Annotated in this window: 15 protein-coding genes; 3 read left to right on the top strand and 12 right to left on the bottom strand. The window is 71.9% G+C overall.

What is annotated here, in order from left to right; genetic code table 11:
• Window positions 1-150: 150 nt before the first annotated feature.
• The 5 genes from DEJ30_RS05300 to DEJ30_RS05320 form a co-directional block, all read right to left on the bottom strand.
• Window positions 151-1,032 (bottom strand): aldo/keto reductase, encoded by an 882-nt coding sequence (locus DEJ30_RS05300; protein ID WP_110859382.1) that lies wholly within the window; start codon window positions 1,030-1,032, stop codon window positions 151-153.
• 73 nt (window positions 1,033-1,105) lie between these two features.
• A complete protein-coding gene (locus DEJ30_RS05305; protein WP_110859383.1) occupies window positions 1,106-1,693 on the bottom strand; it encodes a YdeI family protein in 588 nt (195 codons plus the stop codon).
• A 133-nt stretch (window positions 1,694-1,826) separates the two neighbouring features.
• Window positions 1,827-3,395, bottom strand: coding sequence for an FAD-binding oxidoreductase (locus DEJ30_RS05310; protein WP_110859384.1), 1,569 nt, complete (start codon window positions 3,393-3,395; stop codon window positions 1,827-1,829).
• 9 nt (window positions 3,396-3,404) lie between these two features.
• Window positions 3,405-3,950 (bottom strand): acyl-CoA thioesterase, encoded by a 546-nt coding sequence (locus DEJ30_RS05315; protein ID WP_110859385.1) that lies wholly within the window; start codon window positions 3,948-3,950, stop codon window positions 3,405-3,407.
• A gap of 118 nt (window positions 3,951-4,068) precedes the next feature.
• Complete coding sequence (locus DEJ30_RS05320; protein WP_110859386.1) at window positions 4,069-4,305, bottom strand: hypothetical protein; 237 nt, start codon at window positions 4,303-4,305, stop codon at window positions 4,069-4,071.
• Window positions 4,306-4,417: 112 nt separating this feature from the next.
• Here DEJ30_RS05320 and DEJ30_RS05325 point away from each other — a divergent pair, with 112 nt between their 5' ends.
• Window positions 4,418-5,404, top strand: a complete 987-nt coding sequence (locus tag DEJ30_RS05325) for an aldo/keto reductase (RefSeq protein ID WP_110859387.1) — start codon at window positions 4,418-4,420, stop codon at window positions 5,402-5,404.
• 164 nt (window positions 5,405-5,568) lie between these two features.
• On the opposite strand, the gene DEJ30_RS05330 is transcribed toward DEJ30_RS05325, so the two are convergent.
• From DEJ30_RS05330 to DEJ30_RS05350, 5 genes are all read right to left on the bottom strand, one after another.
• Window positions 5,569-6,051 (bottom strand): FBP domain-containing protein, encoded by a 483-nt coding sequence (locus tag DEJ30_RS05330; RefSeq protein WP_110859388.1) that lies wholly within the window; start codon window positions 6,049-6,051, stop codon window positions 5,569-5,571.
• A 168-nt stretch (window positions 6,052-6,219) separates the two neighbouring features.
• Window positions 6,220-6,978, bottom strand: a complete 759-nt coding sequence (locus DEJ30_RS05335; protein WP_110859389.1) for a class I SAM-dependent methyltransferase — start codon at window positions 6,976-6,978, stop codon at window positions 6,220-6,222.
• A 31-nt stretch (window positions 6,979-7,009) separates the two neighbouring features.
• Window positions 7,010-7,921, bottom strand: a complete 912-nt coding sequence (locus DEJ30_RS05340; RefSeq protein WP_071406260.1) for a helix-turn-helix transcriptional regulator — start codon at window positions 7,919-7,921, stop codon at window positions 7,010-7,012.
• 61 nt (window positions 7,922-7,982) lie between these two features.
• A complete protein-coding gene (locus tag DEJ30_RS05345) occupies window positions 7,983-9,257 on the bottom strand; it encodes a hemolysin family protein (protein WP_110859390.1) in 1,275 nt (424 codons plus the stop codon).
• A 160-nt stretch (window positions 9,258-9,417) separates the two neighbouring features.
• The gene (locus DEJ30_RS05350) at window positions 9,418-10,530 is read right to left on the bottom strand and encodes a M23 family metallopeptidase (protein WP_110859391.1); all 1,113 of its coding nucleotides are present in this window, start codon (window positions 10,528-10,530) and stop codon (window positions 9,418-9,420) included.
• Window positions 10,531-10,692: 162 nt separating this feature from the next.
• On the opposite strand from DEJ30_RS05350, the gene DEJ30_RS05355 reads away from it, so the two are divergent.
• Window positions 10,693-11,187: a hypothetical protein gene (locus DEJ30_RS05355; RefSeq protein ID WP_110859392.1), complete on the top strand. Its 495-nt coding sequence runs from the start codon at window positions 10,693-10,695 to the stop codon at window positions 11,185-11,187.
• A gap of 247 nt (window positions 11,188-11,434) precedes the next feature.
• A complete protein-coding gene (locus DEJ30_RS05360) occupies window positions 11,435-13,645 on the top strand; it encodes an NADP-dependent isocitrate dehydrogenase (RefSeq protein WP_110859393.1) in 2,211 nt (736 codons plus the stop codon).
• A gap of 130 nt (window positions 13,646-13,775) precedes the next feature.
• On the opposite strand, the gene DEJ30_RS05365 is transcribed toward DEJ30_RS05360, so the two are convergent.
• Together DEJ30_RS05365 and DEJ30_RS05370 are read right to left on the bottom strand one after the other, a co-directional pair.
• Window positions 13,776-14,231 (bottom strand): DUF3817 domain-containing protein, encoded by a 456-nt coding sequence (locus tag DEJ30_RS05365; protein WP_110859394.1) that lies wholly within the window; start codon window positions 14,229-14,231, stop codon window positions 13,776-13,778.
• Between the two features lie 79 nt (window positions 14,232-14,310).
• Window positions 14,311-15,753 carry a DUF4832 domain-containing protein gene (locus tag DEJ30_RS05370; RefSeq protein WP_110859395.1) on the bottom strand — a complete coding sequence of 481 codons (1,443 nt, stop codon included), beginning with the start codon at window positions 15,751-15,753 and terminating at the stop codon, window positions 14,311-14,313.
• Between the last annotated feature and the right edge of the window lie 28 nt (window positions 15,754-15,781).

The following is a 15,781-nucleotide window of genomic DNA, read 5'->3' on the forward strand; positions in this document are numbered from 1 at the left end:
ATGCACATACGCGGTATGCCTGCGCAAGCTCGGATCTGGACAGGGCGGAGAAACGGACGGGAGGCGCGGTGCCGGCTGGCACCGCGCCTCCCGTCCGCCCGGTCGTCGCGGTCGCGACCCGCGGTCGCGACCCGCGGTCGCTTCCCGGGGTCAGTGACCCAGCTTCGCCAGCTCCTCGAACTCGTCGTCGGTCAGCTCGACGGTCGCACCCGCGAGGTTGTCCTCCAGGTGCGCGACGCTCGACGTGCCAGGGATCGGCAGCATCACCGGGGAGCGCTTGAGCAGCCAGGCGAGCGCGAGCTGCGCCGGGGTGGCACCCTTGCGCTCCGCGATCTCGGTGAGCGGCGAGTCCTCGCCGGTCAGGCCACCCGTCGCCAGGGGGAACCACGGGATGAAGCCGATGCCCTGCTGCTCCGACCAGTCGAGCAGCTCCTCGGCGTCACGCTTCTGCAGGTTGTAGAGGTTCTGCACGGAGACGATCGTGGCGATCTCCTGCGCGGCCTTGACCTCGTCGACGGAGACCTCGGACAGGCCGATGTGGCGGATCTTGCCCTCGTCCTGCAGCTTCTTCAGCTCGCCGACCTGGTCCTCGAGCGGGACCTTCGGGTCGATGCGGTGCAGCTGGAACAGGTCGATGCGCTCGAGGCCCAGGCGGCGGAGGCTCATCTCGGCCTCCTGGCGCAGGTACTCCGGGCGGCCGACGGGCGGCCAGACGTTCGGGCCGGTGCGGGTGAGACCGGCCTTCGTGGCGATGACGACGTCGTCGCCGTAGGGGTGCAGGGCCTCCTTGAGGAGCTCCTCGGCGACGTAGGGGCCGTACGAGTCGGCGGTGTCGAAGAAGTTCACGCCGAGCTCGACGGCACGCTTGAGGACGCGGATCGCCTCGTCGTGGTCCTTCGGCGGTCCCCAGACGCCGGGGCCGGTGAGCTGCATGGTGCCGTAGCCGAGCCGGTTGACCTCGAGGTCGCCGCCGATGCGGAAGGTGCCGGAGGACGCAGCCGGACGGTTCGTGGTGTCAGTGCCTGTGGTCATGTCCCCGGTCTACGCCCGGTGCGTTGCCGGTCCCTGAGTCGGTGTCCCCCGACCGCTCTCCGCGTTCGCAGGGCTACGGACGAGTGGGCCGCGGGTACGGGGTCTCGCCGCGTTCGAGTCCGCCGACGAGCTTGGTGAGCCGGTTCGTCCGCACCGTGGCGTTCGGGGCGGTGGTGATGCGGTGCAGTACGGCGTACCGGTTCGTGGCGTCGAGCTCGGCGAACAGCGCGGCGGCTGCGGGGGCGGCATCGAGGGCGGCCTGCAGGTCCTCGGGCACCGTGGCCGTGGCCGATCCGGCGTAGGCGCGGTCCCACCGGCCGTCACCCTTCGCGCGCTCGATCTCGGCGTGCCCGCGCTCCCGCATCCGCCCGTCGGCGATGAGTGCGGCGACCAGGCCGAGGTTCCGCTGCGACCACAGCGAGGCCTTCCGGCGCGGGGTGAACCGCTGGCGGTACGTGGTGTCGTCACGCCCGCGCCGCTGCCCGTCGATCCAACCGGAGCAGAGCGCCTCGTCGAGGGCCGTGTCGTAGGTCAGCGTCGTCGGCTCGGTGACGCCCTTCTTGGCGAGGACGAGCCACACCCCGTCGGGTTCGTGCTCGTGGTCGTCGAGCCAGGCGCGCCACGCGGCGACGTCCGGCAGCACCAGGTCGACGATGTCCATGCGGTCATCGTAGGGCGCTGCCGGCCGTGAGCCCGGTCGGGTTCCGCGCTGAGCGACAGTTCACGGGGTGCAGGACGCGTGCAGTGTCGCTGGGGCCGAAACCCGGACCGCGCGCACCGTCCCCGGGCCGTCGTCAGACCCAGTGCGGCTGTGCGAGCACGCCTGCGGGGTCGGCCTGCTCGGCGATGCGGTGCAGACGGGTGGTGTTGTCGCCGAAGTACGCGGACGGGTCGGTGATCGATGCATCGCAGTAGTTCGCGTACGCGGCGTCGCCCCACGCCGGTCGCATCGCCTTCCGGAACTCCCGCACGTACGCATCGAACGGCGCGGGATCCGCCCCGTCCGCGAACACCGCCGTGTACTGCACGGTCATCAGCGCCGACCGCCAGGGGAAGGCCGAGTCCCCCGCGCCGACGTCCGCCACGGCGCCGCCGAGCGCGTCGAGCGCCACCCCACCCTCGAGGTTGCCCGTCACGTCACCCGCCGCGGCCGCCTGCCGGACGAGCACGTCGATCTGAGCGTCGCTGAGCTTCGCCGAGCCGATCGACGACGTCGCCGCCTCGGACACCCGCTGTGGTCTGCCGGCCAGGGCCGACATCGCTGCCCCGTACGCCAACTCGTCCGCCGTGTGGGCGAGCGGCTTCGCACCGGTCGACCGGACGAACCCGTCGACGGAGGCGTCCGCCCCGGTCTTCGACCCCGTCCACACACCGGTCACGGTGACGGTCGGCGCGGTGTGCCGACTGCCGTTCAGCAGCTTCAGGGACGACCACAGCTCCCGGTCGGCGGTCGGCGCCCAGTCCTGCCAGGCACGCACCACGGCAGCGGCGGCCGACCATGCGAACGTGATCGTGAAGAGCAGGACGGGAGGCGCGGCGTGCGTCCGGAACGTCAGTGCGGTCACGACGCCGACGGTTCCACCGCCCCCACCGCGGCAGGCCCAGAAGAGGTCGGGTTCGCGGGACGTCGACACCCGGTGCACGACCCCGTCCGGGGTGACGAGGGTGGCCCCCGTGAGCTGATCGCAGGTCAGACCGAAGGACCGGACGAGGACGCCGACTCCACCACCCAGGGTCAGTCCGCCGATGCCGACCGTCGGGCACGAACCGGCGCCGATCGCCCGTCCGGCCTTCGCGAGCTCGGCGTACACGTCGCCGAGCCGGGCACCCGGGCCGATCGTGACGGTCCCGTCGTCGTGCAGGTCGATGCCGTCCAGGTCCTGCGTGCTGATGACCAGCGATCGCGGCACGTCGGTGCCGGGCGCCCCTCCGGCCGACCACCCCGTGTACGAGTGCCCGCCCGCCCGGAGCGCCACCGGCGTCGAGGTGGTCCGGGCGAAGGCGAGGCCGGCCTGCACGTCCGCGGTGTCCGCCGCCCGCAGGATCCCTCGCGGGTCGGCGTCGTCGAAGCGCGGGTTCTCGAGCACACGGGCGTCGTCCCACCCCGCCGCACCGGACCGGAGCACGGTGCCGGACACCGCGGCGGTCAGCGCATCCCACGAGTCCGGGCCGCGGTCCGGGGAGTCACTCGGTGCAGGGTCCGGGGTCTGCGAGCGTGTCGCGGCGCTCGGTGACCGGCTGGGCTCGGGCCCCGGCCTGCTGCAGGCGGCGAGGATGCCGGCGACACCGAGACCGACTCCGCCGGCGATGAGCGCGCGGCGTGAGGTGGCGGTCGTCCGGTGGGAGCCTGCTGGTTCGGTCACCGGACCTGTCTACGCCGCGCCGCTGCTGATCCGGGTCGCACTCGCCCAGTCGTGCACCCAGCCGGGCACGGTCAGGTCGCGGTCCGCGCCACCCGCCGCCTCGAGCAGGTCCGCGGTCGGCACCGTCCCGCCGGAACGCCGCAGGAACCGGGCCTGCACCACGGCGCGGGCCATCACGGCACCCTGTCGCACGAACGTCTGCTCCAGGTACACGGCACGGTCGTCGACCCCGAGCACGTGGGTCCGGAGCTCGAACCGCTGCCCGAGCGTCAGCGAACGCTTGTACGTGATCGTCTGCGCCGAGACGACGGGGTACCAGCCGTGCTCGGCCAGCGCGGCCCAGTAGCCGGAACGGAGCATCAGGTCGAGCCGACCGAGGTCGAGCATCGACAGGTACTTGCCGTTGTTGACGTGGCGCAGCGGGTCCAGGTCGGTCGGGACCACCCGGAACGGCGTCCGCACCTCGTCCCAGAGCGACGCCCGGCGGCGTCCACCGACCCGAGCGCGCAGACGGGTGCGCAGCTGCAGCAGGAGCAGTCGGAAGTACAGGTTCACGGGACGATCACACCAGTGTGCGGAGCGCTCGTGCGAGCACCTTGGAGGAACCTCACGAAGCCCGAGGGCGTTCGTCGGACCAGAACGGCTGGTCCCGACAACGAGTCGAGACGGTTCGTCAGCCCGGGAACATGCCGCCCACACCGCTGCCGCCGGGGTGCGCTGCCTTCGACACGCCTTCGGCCGTCGAGCGCGCGGCGTCGGCGTCGGCCACGGCACGTGATCCCGCCGTAGGGTCGGAGAAGTCCTCGAGGTCCGAGAGCGCCCGCCGCCGACGGCGGTTCTGCACCTCGAGCACGACGAGCAGGGCGCCGAGCACGACGACCACGGCGACGACGATCCAGATGACGACCACGACACTCCCCCGAGCCCGGGGCGCCTGCCCCGTCCCTCGCAGCGTAGTGGTGCGGAGGCGGGTACCGACAGTGCCTCCCGCCGCCCCGGGGGACCGGGAGTAGACCTGCAGCATGCAGACACGCAAGCTCGCAGACCTCGAGGTCGGACCGATCGGCCTCGGAACCATGGGCATGAGCGCCTTCTACACGGGCGCCGGCACCGACGACGACGAGTCGATCCGCACCATCCACCGCGCAATCGACCTCGGCGTCACCCTGTTCGACACCGCCGAGGCGTACGGCCCCTACACGAACGAGGAACTCCTGCGCCGTGCGCTCGAGGGCCGTCGCGACGACGTCGTCATCGCGACCAAGTTCGGCCTGTACCACCACGAGGCCGGTGAGGAGACGCCGACGCAGCAGCGCGGGATCTCCAGCAAGCCCGAGTCCGTGCGCGAGGCCCTCGAAGGCTCCCTCCGTCGCCTCGGCACCGACCACATCGACCTCTACTACCAGCACCGCGTCGACCCGGCCGTCCCGATCGAGGACGTCATCGGCCAGCTCGCCGGCTTCGCGCAGGAGGGCAAGATCCGGCACATCGGCCTCTCCGAGGCGAGCGCCGCGACGATCCGGAAGGCCCACGCCATCCACCCGATCACCGCGCTGCAGAGCGAGTACTCGCTGTGGACGCGGGACCCCGAGGGCGACGTGCTCGACACCCTGCGCGAGCTCGGCATCGGCCTGGTGCCGTACTCGCCGCTCGGCCGCGGGTTCCTGACGGGTGCCATCACGAAGCCGTCCGACCTGGACTCCGACGACTTCCGCCTGGCGAACCCGCGCTTCCAGCAGGAGGCGTTCGAGCAGAACATGCGCATCGTCGACGCGGTCAAGGAGATCGCGACCGAGGCCGGGGCCACCCCGGCGCAGGTGTCGCTCGCCTGGCTGCTGGCCCAGGGCGACGACATCGTCCCGATCCCCGGCACGAAGCGGGTCTCCCGCCTCGAGGAGAACGTCGGCGCAGCCGATCTGACCCTCACGGCGGACCAGCTGTCGCGCCTGTCGGCGCTGCCGGTCCCGACCGGTGACCGCTACCCCGACATGTCGACCATCGGTCGGTAGACGCGACCACCTGACGACCTGGAGGCCCGTGGCGGATCCGTCACGGGCCTCCAGTCCGTCGTCAGTCGCGTTTGCGGACGCGAGACGCCGGCGTCAGCGCGAGACGCCCCCGAATCCGGCGGCGTCTCGCTGACTCGGCGGCGTCTCCCGAGGACGCCGGCGTCTCAGACTTCAGCGGCGAAGGACGCGGCCCGGACCTGCAGGTCCTCGATGCGCCGGAGGCGCGCTGCCTCGACGTCGTAGCCCTCGTAGGCGGGCGGCGGCAGCTTCCGGACGTTCCGCGAGCACTGGAAGTCCTGGCACACCAGGGTGCCGACGGTGTTGCCGTTCCGTCCGGCCGGCCCGGACCGTTTCGCGCTGTAGAACGCGACGTCGTTCGGCAGCTTGACGTCCTGGCACCACGAGCACTGGGCACGGGAGCGGGGCGAGGCCTCGGCCTGCCGGAACAGGATGCCGATCAGTTCACCGTCCAGGGTCGGCACGACGGCGTACGCACGCCGCCCGATCTTCGGGTCGCGCCAGCCGAGGTAGTCGAGCGCGTCCCAGTCGAGCGTCTCGAAGTCGGCGGGCAGCGTGAGGTCGGACACCTCCTTGCGCGAGGCGTTGACGAAGGACGTGCGGAGGGTCTTCTCCACGATGGGGAGCATGGGTGATCGCTTTCGTGCGGGCCCGGGGCGTGCGGACGCACACCGCACCGGGCGGAGGAGGTCAGGGTTCGACGAGGGCGGCCGCACCCGAGGGCACGACCGAGGGCCTCACGCCCTGATGCCGGCGATACGGGCGCCGACCACCTCCTGGAAGCTCACCCGACCAGCCTACGACCGGGTGTCAACCCCGGCCCGGTCCGTCCGCGGTCGGTTCGGCGTCGCCGTGACCAGGACGACCGAGCCCTCGTACGTCGGGCGGATCCGCAACGACCCGTGCCGCCGGTCCCACTCCCCCGACTCCAGCGCGGTCCGGAGCGCTGCCACCGACCGCCGGACGGTGAACTCGTCGACCAGTCCCCACGCCGGGTCCGCCTGGCGCACGCCGGGGTCGAGCAGTCGCTCGGGGCGGGCGTAGTACGCCTCGGCGAACCCGTCGACGCACGTGAACGGGATCCGCAACGGGGTGCTCGTCACGGTGTCGTCTCCCAGCGCGTCGGCGATCCGCGGCAGTGCCGGATGTCGACGGGCGTCGGTCGACAGCACCTCGGGCGCGTACTCGGCGAGCCAGGAGCGCTCGATGCGGTCGGGGTCGAACGTCAGGACCACGACGGGGCCCCGGGTCACGCGACGCACCTCCGCGAGCACGCGTTCGAGGTCGTGCCACTCGTGCAGCGAGAACGTCGTCATCGCGGCGTCGAAGGTGTCGTCGGCGAAGGGCAGTTCTCCGGCGGGCTCCGCGGTGGTCACGTCGCGGTCGGTCGGCGCGTACGAACGGGCACCGGCGCCGGCACCGGCAGCGGCAGCGATGTCGAGCACGGTCCGGGCGTCTCCGAGGGCCTTCGCGACCGCGCGGGCGAACGCGGGTTCGGGCCGGCGGTGCTGCCGGTGGTCCGCGCCTCCTGCTGAGCCGTCCGTCGTCCTCGTCACGTCCCCACCCTACGAATCCGCGGGCGCCGGGTCAGTCGACCGACTCGGACTCGGATTCCGACTCGCGCAGGGCCGCGTACTGCTCGGCCCGCTCCGTCGCGGCCCAGCTGCCGAGCAGCGCGAGCGACCGCTCGGACTCGCTGCCCGGTTCGGCCGAGTACGAGAACAGCGTCAGGCCGGGGTCGGCGACCAGGTCGAGCGCCTCGTAGGACAGCCGCAGCTCCCCCACGATCGGGTGGTCGATGCGCTTCTTGCCGGTGCGCTGCATCCGGACGTCGTGGGCCGCCCACCAGCCGCGGAACTCCTCGCTCCGGGTGGAGAGCTCGCCGACGAGCGTGATGAGCCCCGGCTCGCAGGGGTTCGACACCGCGGCGGTCCGGAGCACGGCCACGGCGTCCTTCGCGGTCTGCGCCCAGTCCGGGAAGAAGTCGCGGGCGGCCGGGTCGAGGAACGTGAAGCGTGCGGTGTTCACCGGGCGTCCGGGGCCGGCGAAGAGCGGTGCGTAGAGCGCACGGCCGAGCTCGTTCGTCGCGACGACGTCCCCGCGCTCGTTCCGCACCCAGGCCGGTGCGCCGGTGATGGCGTCGAGCAGCCGCTGCACGCCGGGGCGCACGCGGGTCGGCACGTTCCGGTGCATGACCTTCGCGCCGGAGTTCGCCAGGCGCGTGAGGTCCCACAGGTGCGCACGCTCGTCCTCGTCGAGCTGCAGGGCGCTCGCCAGGCCCTCGAGCACGCTGTCCGAGACGCCCTTGAGCGAGCCGCGCTCGAGTCGCGTGTAGTAGTCGACGCTGACGCCGGCGAGCATGGCGACCTCGTGCCGACGCAGCCCGGGGACCCGTCGGACCCCGCCGCCGAACGACGGCATGCCGACCTGCTCGGGGGTGAGCCGCGCCCGCCTGGAGGACAGGAAGTCGCGGATCTCGTTGCGCACGTCGATACCCATGCGACGAGCGTACGTGCCCGGGCCGTGCGTCCGGCAGGCACGGGCGGTACCCGTCAGTCGGTCAGGGAGCGGCGTCAGCTCCGATGCGCACCCGTGCGACGCGGTGACCGTCCATGGCGGTCACCTCGAGGCGGTGGCCGCCGGCCGTGACGACGTCACCGACCTCGGGCACGCGGTCCAGCTGCACCTGCACGAGCCCACCCACGGTCTCGTAGTCGCCGTCGGGCAGGACGGGGCCGCCGTCCGCAGCCAGGTCCTCGAGCACGGTTGCTCCGTCGACGCCGTCGTGCGCCAGCACGGACTCGTCGTACTCGGTGGAGTCCCACTCGTCGCGGATGCGGCCGACGAGGTCCTCGAGCAGCGCCTCGAGCGTGACCATTCCGGCGCTGCCGCCGTACTCGTCGACGACCAGGGCGATCTGGTGGCCGTCGGTGCGCATGTCCGCGATCGCACTCGACAGCGACTTCGTCTCGGGCAGGGCGAGCACCGGCCGGACGAGCGTGGCGACCGGGGCCGCGGGGTCGACCGGACGCAGCAGGTCACGGAGGTGCACGAAGCCCTGGACCTCGTCGCGCCCGCCGGAGGTCACGAGGTACCGGGTGTGCCCGGCTGCGATGGCCTGGTCGGTGGCCTCGGCGACGGAGAGGCCGGCGTCCAGCGTCGACACGTCGTACCAGGGGCGCATCGACTCGCGCAGGATGCGGTCACCGGCGTCCAGCGCGCTGCGGGCGATCCGGCGTCCCTGCTCGTCGACGCCGGTGTGCTCGTCGACCAGGCCGCGGAGCTCCTCGGTGCTCATCGACTCGCTGCGGGCGTTCGGGTCGCCGCCGAGCAGTCGCACGACGGTGTCGGTGGACTTCGAGAGCAGCCAGATCACCGGCCGCATCAGCACCGCGAAGCGCTCCAGGGTCGGGGCGACGGCCATCGAGAAGCCCTCGGCACGCTGCAGGGCGAGGCGCTTCGGCACGAGCTCACCGAACACGAGCGACAGGTACGCGATGACGAGGGTCATCAGCACCAGCGCGACGGCTTCGGCCGTGCCCTGCTCAAGGCCGAGCCCTTGGAACAGCGGCGCGACGTCGGGTGCGATCGAGGACGCACCGTACGCGGCTGAGAAGAACCCGGCGACGGTCACGCCGATCTGCACGGCGGACAGGAACCGGTTCGGGTCACGGCCGAGCTCGGCGACCCGCATCCCGCGGGGGCCGCGGCGTTCGAGCTGCTGCAGCTGGGATTCGCGGAGGGAGACGAGTGCGATCTCGGCGGCCGCGAAGACCCCGCCGACGAGCACGAAGAGGATGACGAGCCCGAAGGCGATCCAGGTGTCGGCACCCATCAGCGGGCAGCCGCCTCGGATCGATGACGGGCGGGCGGTCTGTGGGGATCGTCCATGCCTGTGAGTCTGCACAGGCAGACTGGGACATCACCGTACTGCCGCTCGACAGCAACTGTGGGTTCTGCGTCGATCCGGGACGGGGCCCTGCAGGAGTCGGTCGCTACAGGGTGAGCGAGCGACCGATGCGGGCTTCGAGCCACGCCTCCGGGTCGATCGGCGTGACGCCGTCCATCAGGACCTCGAGGTGCAGGTGCGCGCCGGTCGAGACGCCGGAGGACCCGACGAGCCCGATGAACTGCCCGGCAGCGACGGTGTCGCCGACCTTGAGCGGCGAGGAGCCGGGGATCATGTGGCCGTACAGCGTGGAGACCTGACGGCCGTCGACCACGTGGTCGATGATGACCGCGTTGCCGTACGAGAAGTAGGTGCCCGAGACCCGGACCTTGCCCGCGGCGACGGCACCGATCGGTGTGCCCATGCCCGGCGTGAAGTCGAGGCCCTGGTGCAGCGACGAGCACGCGCCGCACGGTGCGGAGCGGTACCCGAAGCCGGAGCTCATCTGCACGGGGCCGGGGAACGGCGAGCGGACGGCGCCGCCGAACGACACGGCGCCTCCGGCGGTCGCCGCGGTGCCGGCGGAACCAGCCGTCGTCGTGGTGACGGTCGAGCCACCGCCGACGGTGAACCCGTCACGGTCGGACCCGGCGGACGTGACCGCCTGGGTCACGGCGTAGTCCTGGGTGCGCACGATGGGCGCGATGGTCGAGGTGGCCATCGAGGTGCCGGCGCTCGCGTGGGCGGGCATCGCCGACGCGGCGAACATCGCGATCGCGGCGGCGGCGCTGGTGAGGGTGATGCGTCCGGCACGGGCCGACCGGGAGGCCCGGGGTGCGCTGGCGACACGGGTCGCCTTGGGTGCGGGGCGACGGACGACGCGCTGGATGCGGTCGTCGACGTGCTCGGTGGTGGCGCGCGCGGCTGCGGAGCGGCGGCCGGCCGGCTCGGTGGCCGAGGACGCGAGGACGACGGCCTGCACCGGCTTGGCGACCTTCGCGGCCTTCGGCGCCTTGGCCGGCTTCGCGGCCTTCGCCGGCTTGGCGACCTTCGCTGCCTTGGCCGGCTTCTCGGGCTTGGTGACCTTCGCGACCGGGGCCGTCTTGCTGCGACGCTGCGGTCCGCGTGCTGCTGCGCGCTCGGCCTCGAGGGCGGCGCGACGGGACAGGTGCACCACCGGGGTCTCCGGGTGCTGGTCGGGTTCGGGTGCAGTCGTCATGGCCGCCCACCATTCTGCACGACTCTGTCGCTTTGTACAGGCCCTTCCGTGATCTTTTCGTTACCGAGTGCGCTGGGAGGCGCCTGATCGCCACGGGCGGAAGCGTCCCCCGGGCCCTCAGCATCGGTACGGTCAGGGGAAAGCGACGGAAGGACCCGCACCATGGCCCGATCGCCGCGTGAGCGGTACGGAACGGTCGACCTGGCGTCAGCCGACGTCGTGCTGGCCGGTACCCAGGAACTCCTTCCCGTGCTCCGGGCCGCGGCCGTGCGCGCCGGGATCGACGCCGCGCGGATGCGGGTCATCGGGGTCGACGACCTGCCGGACCCCGGCGAGACCTGGGACGCGGCGCTGGCCGTCATCGCCATCCGCCGCCCCGGTGACGACCCCGCGTTCCACCGGGCGCAGGCGGCTGCCGAGCTCATCGCGCCGATGCTCGCGCCGCACGCCGTCCGCATCGTCGTCACGGTGTCCGGGGTGACCCGCCTCGCGCCGAAGCTCGAGCGCACGCTGACGTCCGAGGTCCTGCACCAGATCGATGCCGCATCGGCGTCGTCCGGGTTCCGTCGGCCCTTCCGGCCCCTGCGCATGCGGCTCGGGCTCGCCGGGCTCCGTGCCGCCGGCGTCCGCGTGTTCCGCGTCTCGATCGGCGACTGAGGCTCAGGCTCCGTCGGTTCCGGAGTCGTCCGGGGGCTGCCGTGTGGTGGTCATGCGCGCTCTCCCTCGCTCTGGTGTCGCGGAAGACCAGCCCACGCGCCGTTCCTATGTGTCGACAGTGCGCCTCCAGGGTGTCGGCCGAGCATCTGCCGCGCGCAGGTAGGGGCCATGTATCTTGATGTCGAGACATCCTGCGCCACGAGTACCGTGGACGTACCGACGGTCGAACAAGGGAGTACCCGCCAGCATGGCCAAGATCATCTACACCCTCACGGACGAGGCGCCGTTCCTCGCCACCCACTCCTTCCTCCCGGTCATCCAGGCCTTCGCCGGCACCGCGGGTGTCGACGTCGAGACCCGCGACATCTCGCTCGCAGGCCGGATCATCGCCCAGTTCCCGGAGCGGCTCACCGACGAGCAGCGCCTGGACGACGCCCTCGCCGAGCTCGGCGACCTGGCGAAGACCCCCGAGGCGAACATCATCAAGCTGCCGAACATCTCGGCGTCGATCCCACAGCTCAAGGTCGCGATCAAGGAACTGCAGGCGCAGGGCTACGACCTTCCCGACTACCCGGACGAGGCCACGACCGACGAGCAGCGCGACGTCCGCGCCCGGTACGGCCGCGTCCAGGGCAGCGCCGTGAACCCGGTGCTGCGCGAGGGCAACTCCGACCGCCGCGCACCCCTGTCCGTCAAGAACTACGCCCGCAAGCACCCGCACCGCATGGGCGCCTGGTCGCGTGACTCGAAGACGAACGTCAGCACCATGGGCGTCGACGACTTCCGGTCGAACGAGAAGTCCTGGATCGCCCCCGCCGACGACGTCCTGACGATCACCTTCGTGGCCGAGGACGGCAGCGAGCAGGTCCTCAAGCAGTCGATCCCCGTGCTGCAGGGCGAGGTCGTCGACGGCACCGTGCTGCACGTGGCCGCACTCGAGACGTTCCTGCGGGAGCAGATCGAGCGCGCCGCGGCCGAGGACGTCCTGTTCTCCGTGCACCTCAAGGCCACGATGATGAAGATCTCCGACCCGATCATCTTCGGGCACGTCATCAAGGCGTTCTTCCCGTCGGTGTTCGAGCGCTACGGCGCCGACCTCGCCGCCGCGGGCCTGACCCCGAACGACGGCCTCGGCTCGATCCTCGCCGGCCTCGGTGCGCTGCCGAACGGCGCCGAGATCGAGCGTGCCTTCAAGCAGGGCATCGCCGACGGCCCCGAGCTCGCCATGGTCGACTCGGACAAGGGCATCACGAACCTGCACGTGCCGAGCGACGTCATCGTCGACGCCTCGATGCCCGCGATGATCCGCACCTCGGGGCACATGTGGGGCCCGGACGGCGACGAGCACGACACCCTCGCCGTCATCCCCGACTCGAGCTACGCCGGCATCTACCAGGCCGTGATCGACGACTGCCGCGCCCACGGCGCCTTCGACCCGTCGACGATGGGCTCCGTGCCCAACGTCGGTCTGATGGCGCAGAAGGCCGAGGAGTACGGCTCGCACGACAAGACCTTCGAGCTCCCCGGCGCCGGTGTGGTCCGCGTCACGACCGCCTCGGGTGACGTCGTCATCGAGCACGACGTCGAGCCCGGAGACATCTGGCGCGCCTGCCAGACCAAGGACGTCGCCATCCGCGACTGGGTGAAGCTCGCCGTCACCCGCGCCCGTGCCTCCGCGACACCCGCCGTGTTCTGGCTCGACGAGACCCGTGCCCACGACGCGAACCTCATCGGGCTCGTCCGCCGGTACCTCGGCGAGCACGACACCGAGGGCCTGCAGATCGAGATCCTCGCGCCCGAGGACGCCATGCGCTTCTCGCTCGAGCGGATCCGCCGCGGCGAGGACACCATCTCGGTCACCGGCAACGTCCTGCGCGACTACCTGACGGACCTGTTCCCGATCATGGAGCTCGGCACCTCGGCGAAGATGCTCTCCGTCGTCCCGCTGCTGGGCGGTGGCGGCCTGTTCGAGACCGGTGCCGGTGGTTCCGCGCCGAAGCACGTGCAGCAGCTCGTGCAGCAGAACTACCTGCGCTGGGACAGCCTGGGCGAGTTCCTCGCACTGGCGGTCAGCCTCGAGCACCTCGCCGGTGTGACGGGCAACGAGCGGGCGAAGATCCTGGGCGAGACCCTCGATCGCGCCACCGGGACGTTCCTCGAGCAGGACAAGTCCCCTGGTCGGAAGCTCGGCTCCATCGACAACCGCGGCAGCCACTTCTACCTGGCGAAGTACTGGGCCGAGGAGCTCGCCGCGCAGACCCAGGACACCGAGCTCGCGGCGTCGTTCGCGGACCTCGCGGCGAAGCTCGGTGATCAGGAGCACACGATCGTCGACGAGCTCGTCTCGGTGCAGGGCCACCCGGCCGACATCGGCGGCTACTACCGCCCGGACGACGCCAAGACGAGCGCGGTCATGCGCCCGTCCGCCACGTTGAACGCGGCGCTGGCAGCGCTCTAGCAGCGACCTGCTCGCGGACGGGAGGCCCGGTGCCAGCTGGCACCGGGCCTCCCGTCCGTCCGTGGTCGCGTCCGCACCACGAAACCCGACCGTTCGTGCTCACGAAGCGACACGGGGGACGCGCGGGGCGTCAGCCGCGGGACGGCACGGGCGGGCCGGCGGCCAGCAGCCCGGTGAAGACCAGGGCGACGGCCACGACCCCCATGCCCGCGGCCACGGCGGGCCGGCGCACCACGAAGAACAGCAGACGGTCCCAGAAGCCCGAGTGGGCGTCCGGCGAGCGGCGCCAGGAGCCCTCGAGCATGCCGCGGCGGGCGACCGCGACCTCGAACGGCACGGTGGCGTACGGCACGACGGCACTGGCCCAGCCGAGCACGAGCGCCCCGAACGACCACCGCTGGTTCACCGCGACGACCGTCGTGACCACCAGGTACGCCAGGAACACGAAGCCGTGCACCCCACCGCCGATGCGCACGCCCCAGTCGCCGGCGTCCAGGCCGTACTTGAGCACCATCCCGAGGATGAGCAGGGTCCAGGTCACGAGTTCGGCGACCGCGGCGGCGCGGAACAGGGAGCGCGGAGTCATGGCCTCCATGGTGGCGGACCCGGTTGACAGACAGCAGGACGCCCCGGGCCGATCGACCCGGGGCGTCCTCGACGTCGGGTCAGTGCCGCACGACCACCGTCTGGCCCAGGCGGTTCACGCCGGCGCGCGCGTCCCACGTGCCGGTGTTCGCGGTCTGGATCGCGAAGGCCGGGTTCGACGCCACCGAGCGTTCGGGTGCCGGCAGGGCGAGGGCGACGTCCCAGCGTCCCTTCGGCAGGTGTGCGAGCGACGCCCGGACGGTCACGGTCCGGCCCGGCTGCCACGACGACGCGTCGGCGCGCACCGGCACGGTGACCCGGCGGTGCCCGTCGGTCAGGACGAGCTGCACCGGGCGGCTGTTGTACGGCGCCGCCCAGCCGTCGTTCCGCACCGACACCGCGACCGACGGCGTGCGACCGGTGGTGACGGTGCTCGAGGTCATCGTGAAGCGGTAGCCGAGCTTCTTCGCGGCGTCGGTCATGCCGTCCGCGCCCCAGGTCGCCAGGACGTCCTTGTTGTAGTCGAGGTTGAGGTAGCTGTAGTGGTACTTCGCCATCTCGGCCGAGGCTGACGGGTACTCGGACCGCGGCGCGTTCACGGCGCAGGTCTCGCCACCGACGGGGACGTACCGCGACTCGGCGGCCAGGTAGTCCTGGTCGAGTGACAGCGGGTCGCTCAGGAACGTGCCGAAGTCGTCGGGCGAGGCGAGGAAGCAGTCGTTGTGGTGCCCGGTGCGCGACGCTGCCGACCCGTCGTGCGCCTGCTCCAGGGTGAGCGCACCGGCCGTGCCGGACGGCGTGCGGAGTGCGTCCTGCTTCATCTGCATCGTGCGGACCTGGACCGAGCGGCTGGACGGCAGGGCCGCGAGTTCGGCCTGCAGGACCTGCCGTCGGGCGTCCTTGTCGGCCTCGGTCAGCACGCCCGGGTTCGACGGGTCGCTGGCGAAGTGGTCGGTGTAGTAGCCCTCGCCCCAGAGCCCGATGAACCCCTGCTGCAGGGTCGGGATGACGTCGGCGTTCCGGCGGAGCGTCGGGGTGAGCTGCTGGATGTGCGCGAGCACGGTCGACAGGTCGGCGTCGCCGTAGGGCGCCGAGTACGGGTACGCACCGCCCTGCACGTACGCGAACCGGGTGATCACGCCCACCCCTGCCGCACGTGCGGTGTCGTAGTCGCGCTGCACGAGCCGCAGCCAGGCCGGACTGAGGCGCTGCTGCTGCACGAACGCCTCCATGTAGAACACCCGGACGATCTGGGTGACCCCCTCGGCGCGGTAGCCGCGGAGCGTCGCGGCGTCGAGCGGTGTGTACCCGCTGCCGTCGGCGCGGTAGTGCGTCTCGGTGGTGTGGTCGAACCCGCGCGAGGGGTTCGGGATGACCGCGTCGCTCGCCGTGTAGGTCACGGTCGAGGTGGTCGCGGTCCGTGTCGGGTGGTGGCCGGTGGGCGACGACGCCCACGCGGTGGTCGGTACGGCGAGTGCGAGTGCCGCCGCGAGTGCGACGGTGGTGATGGTGCGGTGCTGCATCGGACGAGCCCCTGTCCTCGGCGCGGAC

This window comes from Curtobacterium sp. MCPF17_003, assembly GCF_003224385.1.
GTDB lineage: Bacteria > Actinomycetota > Actinomycetes > Actinomycetales > Microbacteriaceae > Curtobacterium > Curtobacterium flaccumfaciens.

Bases quoted from the DNA above. Each gene is read 5' to 3' on its own strand.
- DEJ30_RS05345 (WP_110859390.1), bottom strand. From the start codon at position 9,257: ATGGGTGCCGACACCTGGATCGCCTTCGGGCTCGTCATCCTCTTCGTG.
- DEJ30_RS05300 (WP_110859382.1), bottom strand. From the start codon at position 1,032: ATGACCACAGGCACTGACACCACGAACCGTCCGGCTGCGTCCTCCGGC.
- DEJ30_RS05325 (WP_110859387.1), top strand. From the start codon at position 4,418: ATGCAGACACGCAAGCTCGCAGACCTCGAGGTCGGACCGATCGGCCTC.
- DEJ30_RS05330 (WP_110859388.1), bottom strand. From the start codon at position 6,051: ATGCTCCCCATCGTGGAGAAGACCCTCCGCACGTCCTTCGTCAACGCC.
- DEJ30_RS05340 (WP_071406260.1), bottom strand. From the start codon at position 7,921: ATGGGTATCGACGTGCGCAACGAGATCCGCGACTTCCTGTCCTCCAGG.
- DEJ30_RS05305 (WP_110859383.1), bottom strand. From the start codon at position 1,693: ATGGACATCGTCGACCTGGTGCTGCCGGACGTCGCCGCGTGGCGCGCC.
- DEJ30_RS05365 (WP_110859394.1), bottom strand. From the start codon at position 14,231: ATGACTCCGCGCTCCCTGTTCCGCGCCGCCGCGGTCGCCGAACTCGTG.
- DEJ30_RS05355 (WP_110859392.1), top strand. From the start codon at position 10,693: ATGGCCCGATCGCCGCGTGAGCGGTACGGAACGGTCGACCTGGCGTCA.
- DEJ30_RS05370 (WP_110859395.1), bottom strand. From the start codon at position 15,753: ATGCAGCACCGCACCATCACCACCGTCGCACTCGCGGCGGCACTCGCA.
- DEJ30_RS05360 (WP_110859393.1), top strand. From the start codon at position 11,435: ATGGCCAAGATCATCTACACCCTCACGGACGAGGCGCCGTTCCTCGCC.
- DEJ30_RS05350 (WP_110859391.1), bottom strand. From the start codon at position 10,530: ATGACGACTGCACCCGAACCCGACCAGCACCCGGAGACCCCGGTGGTG.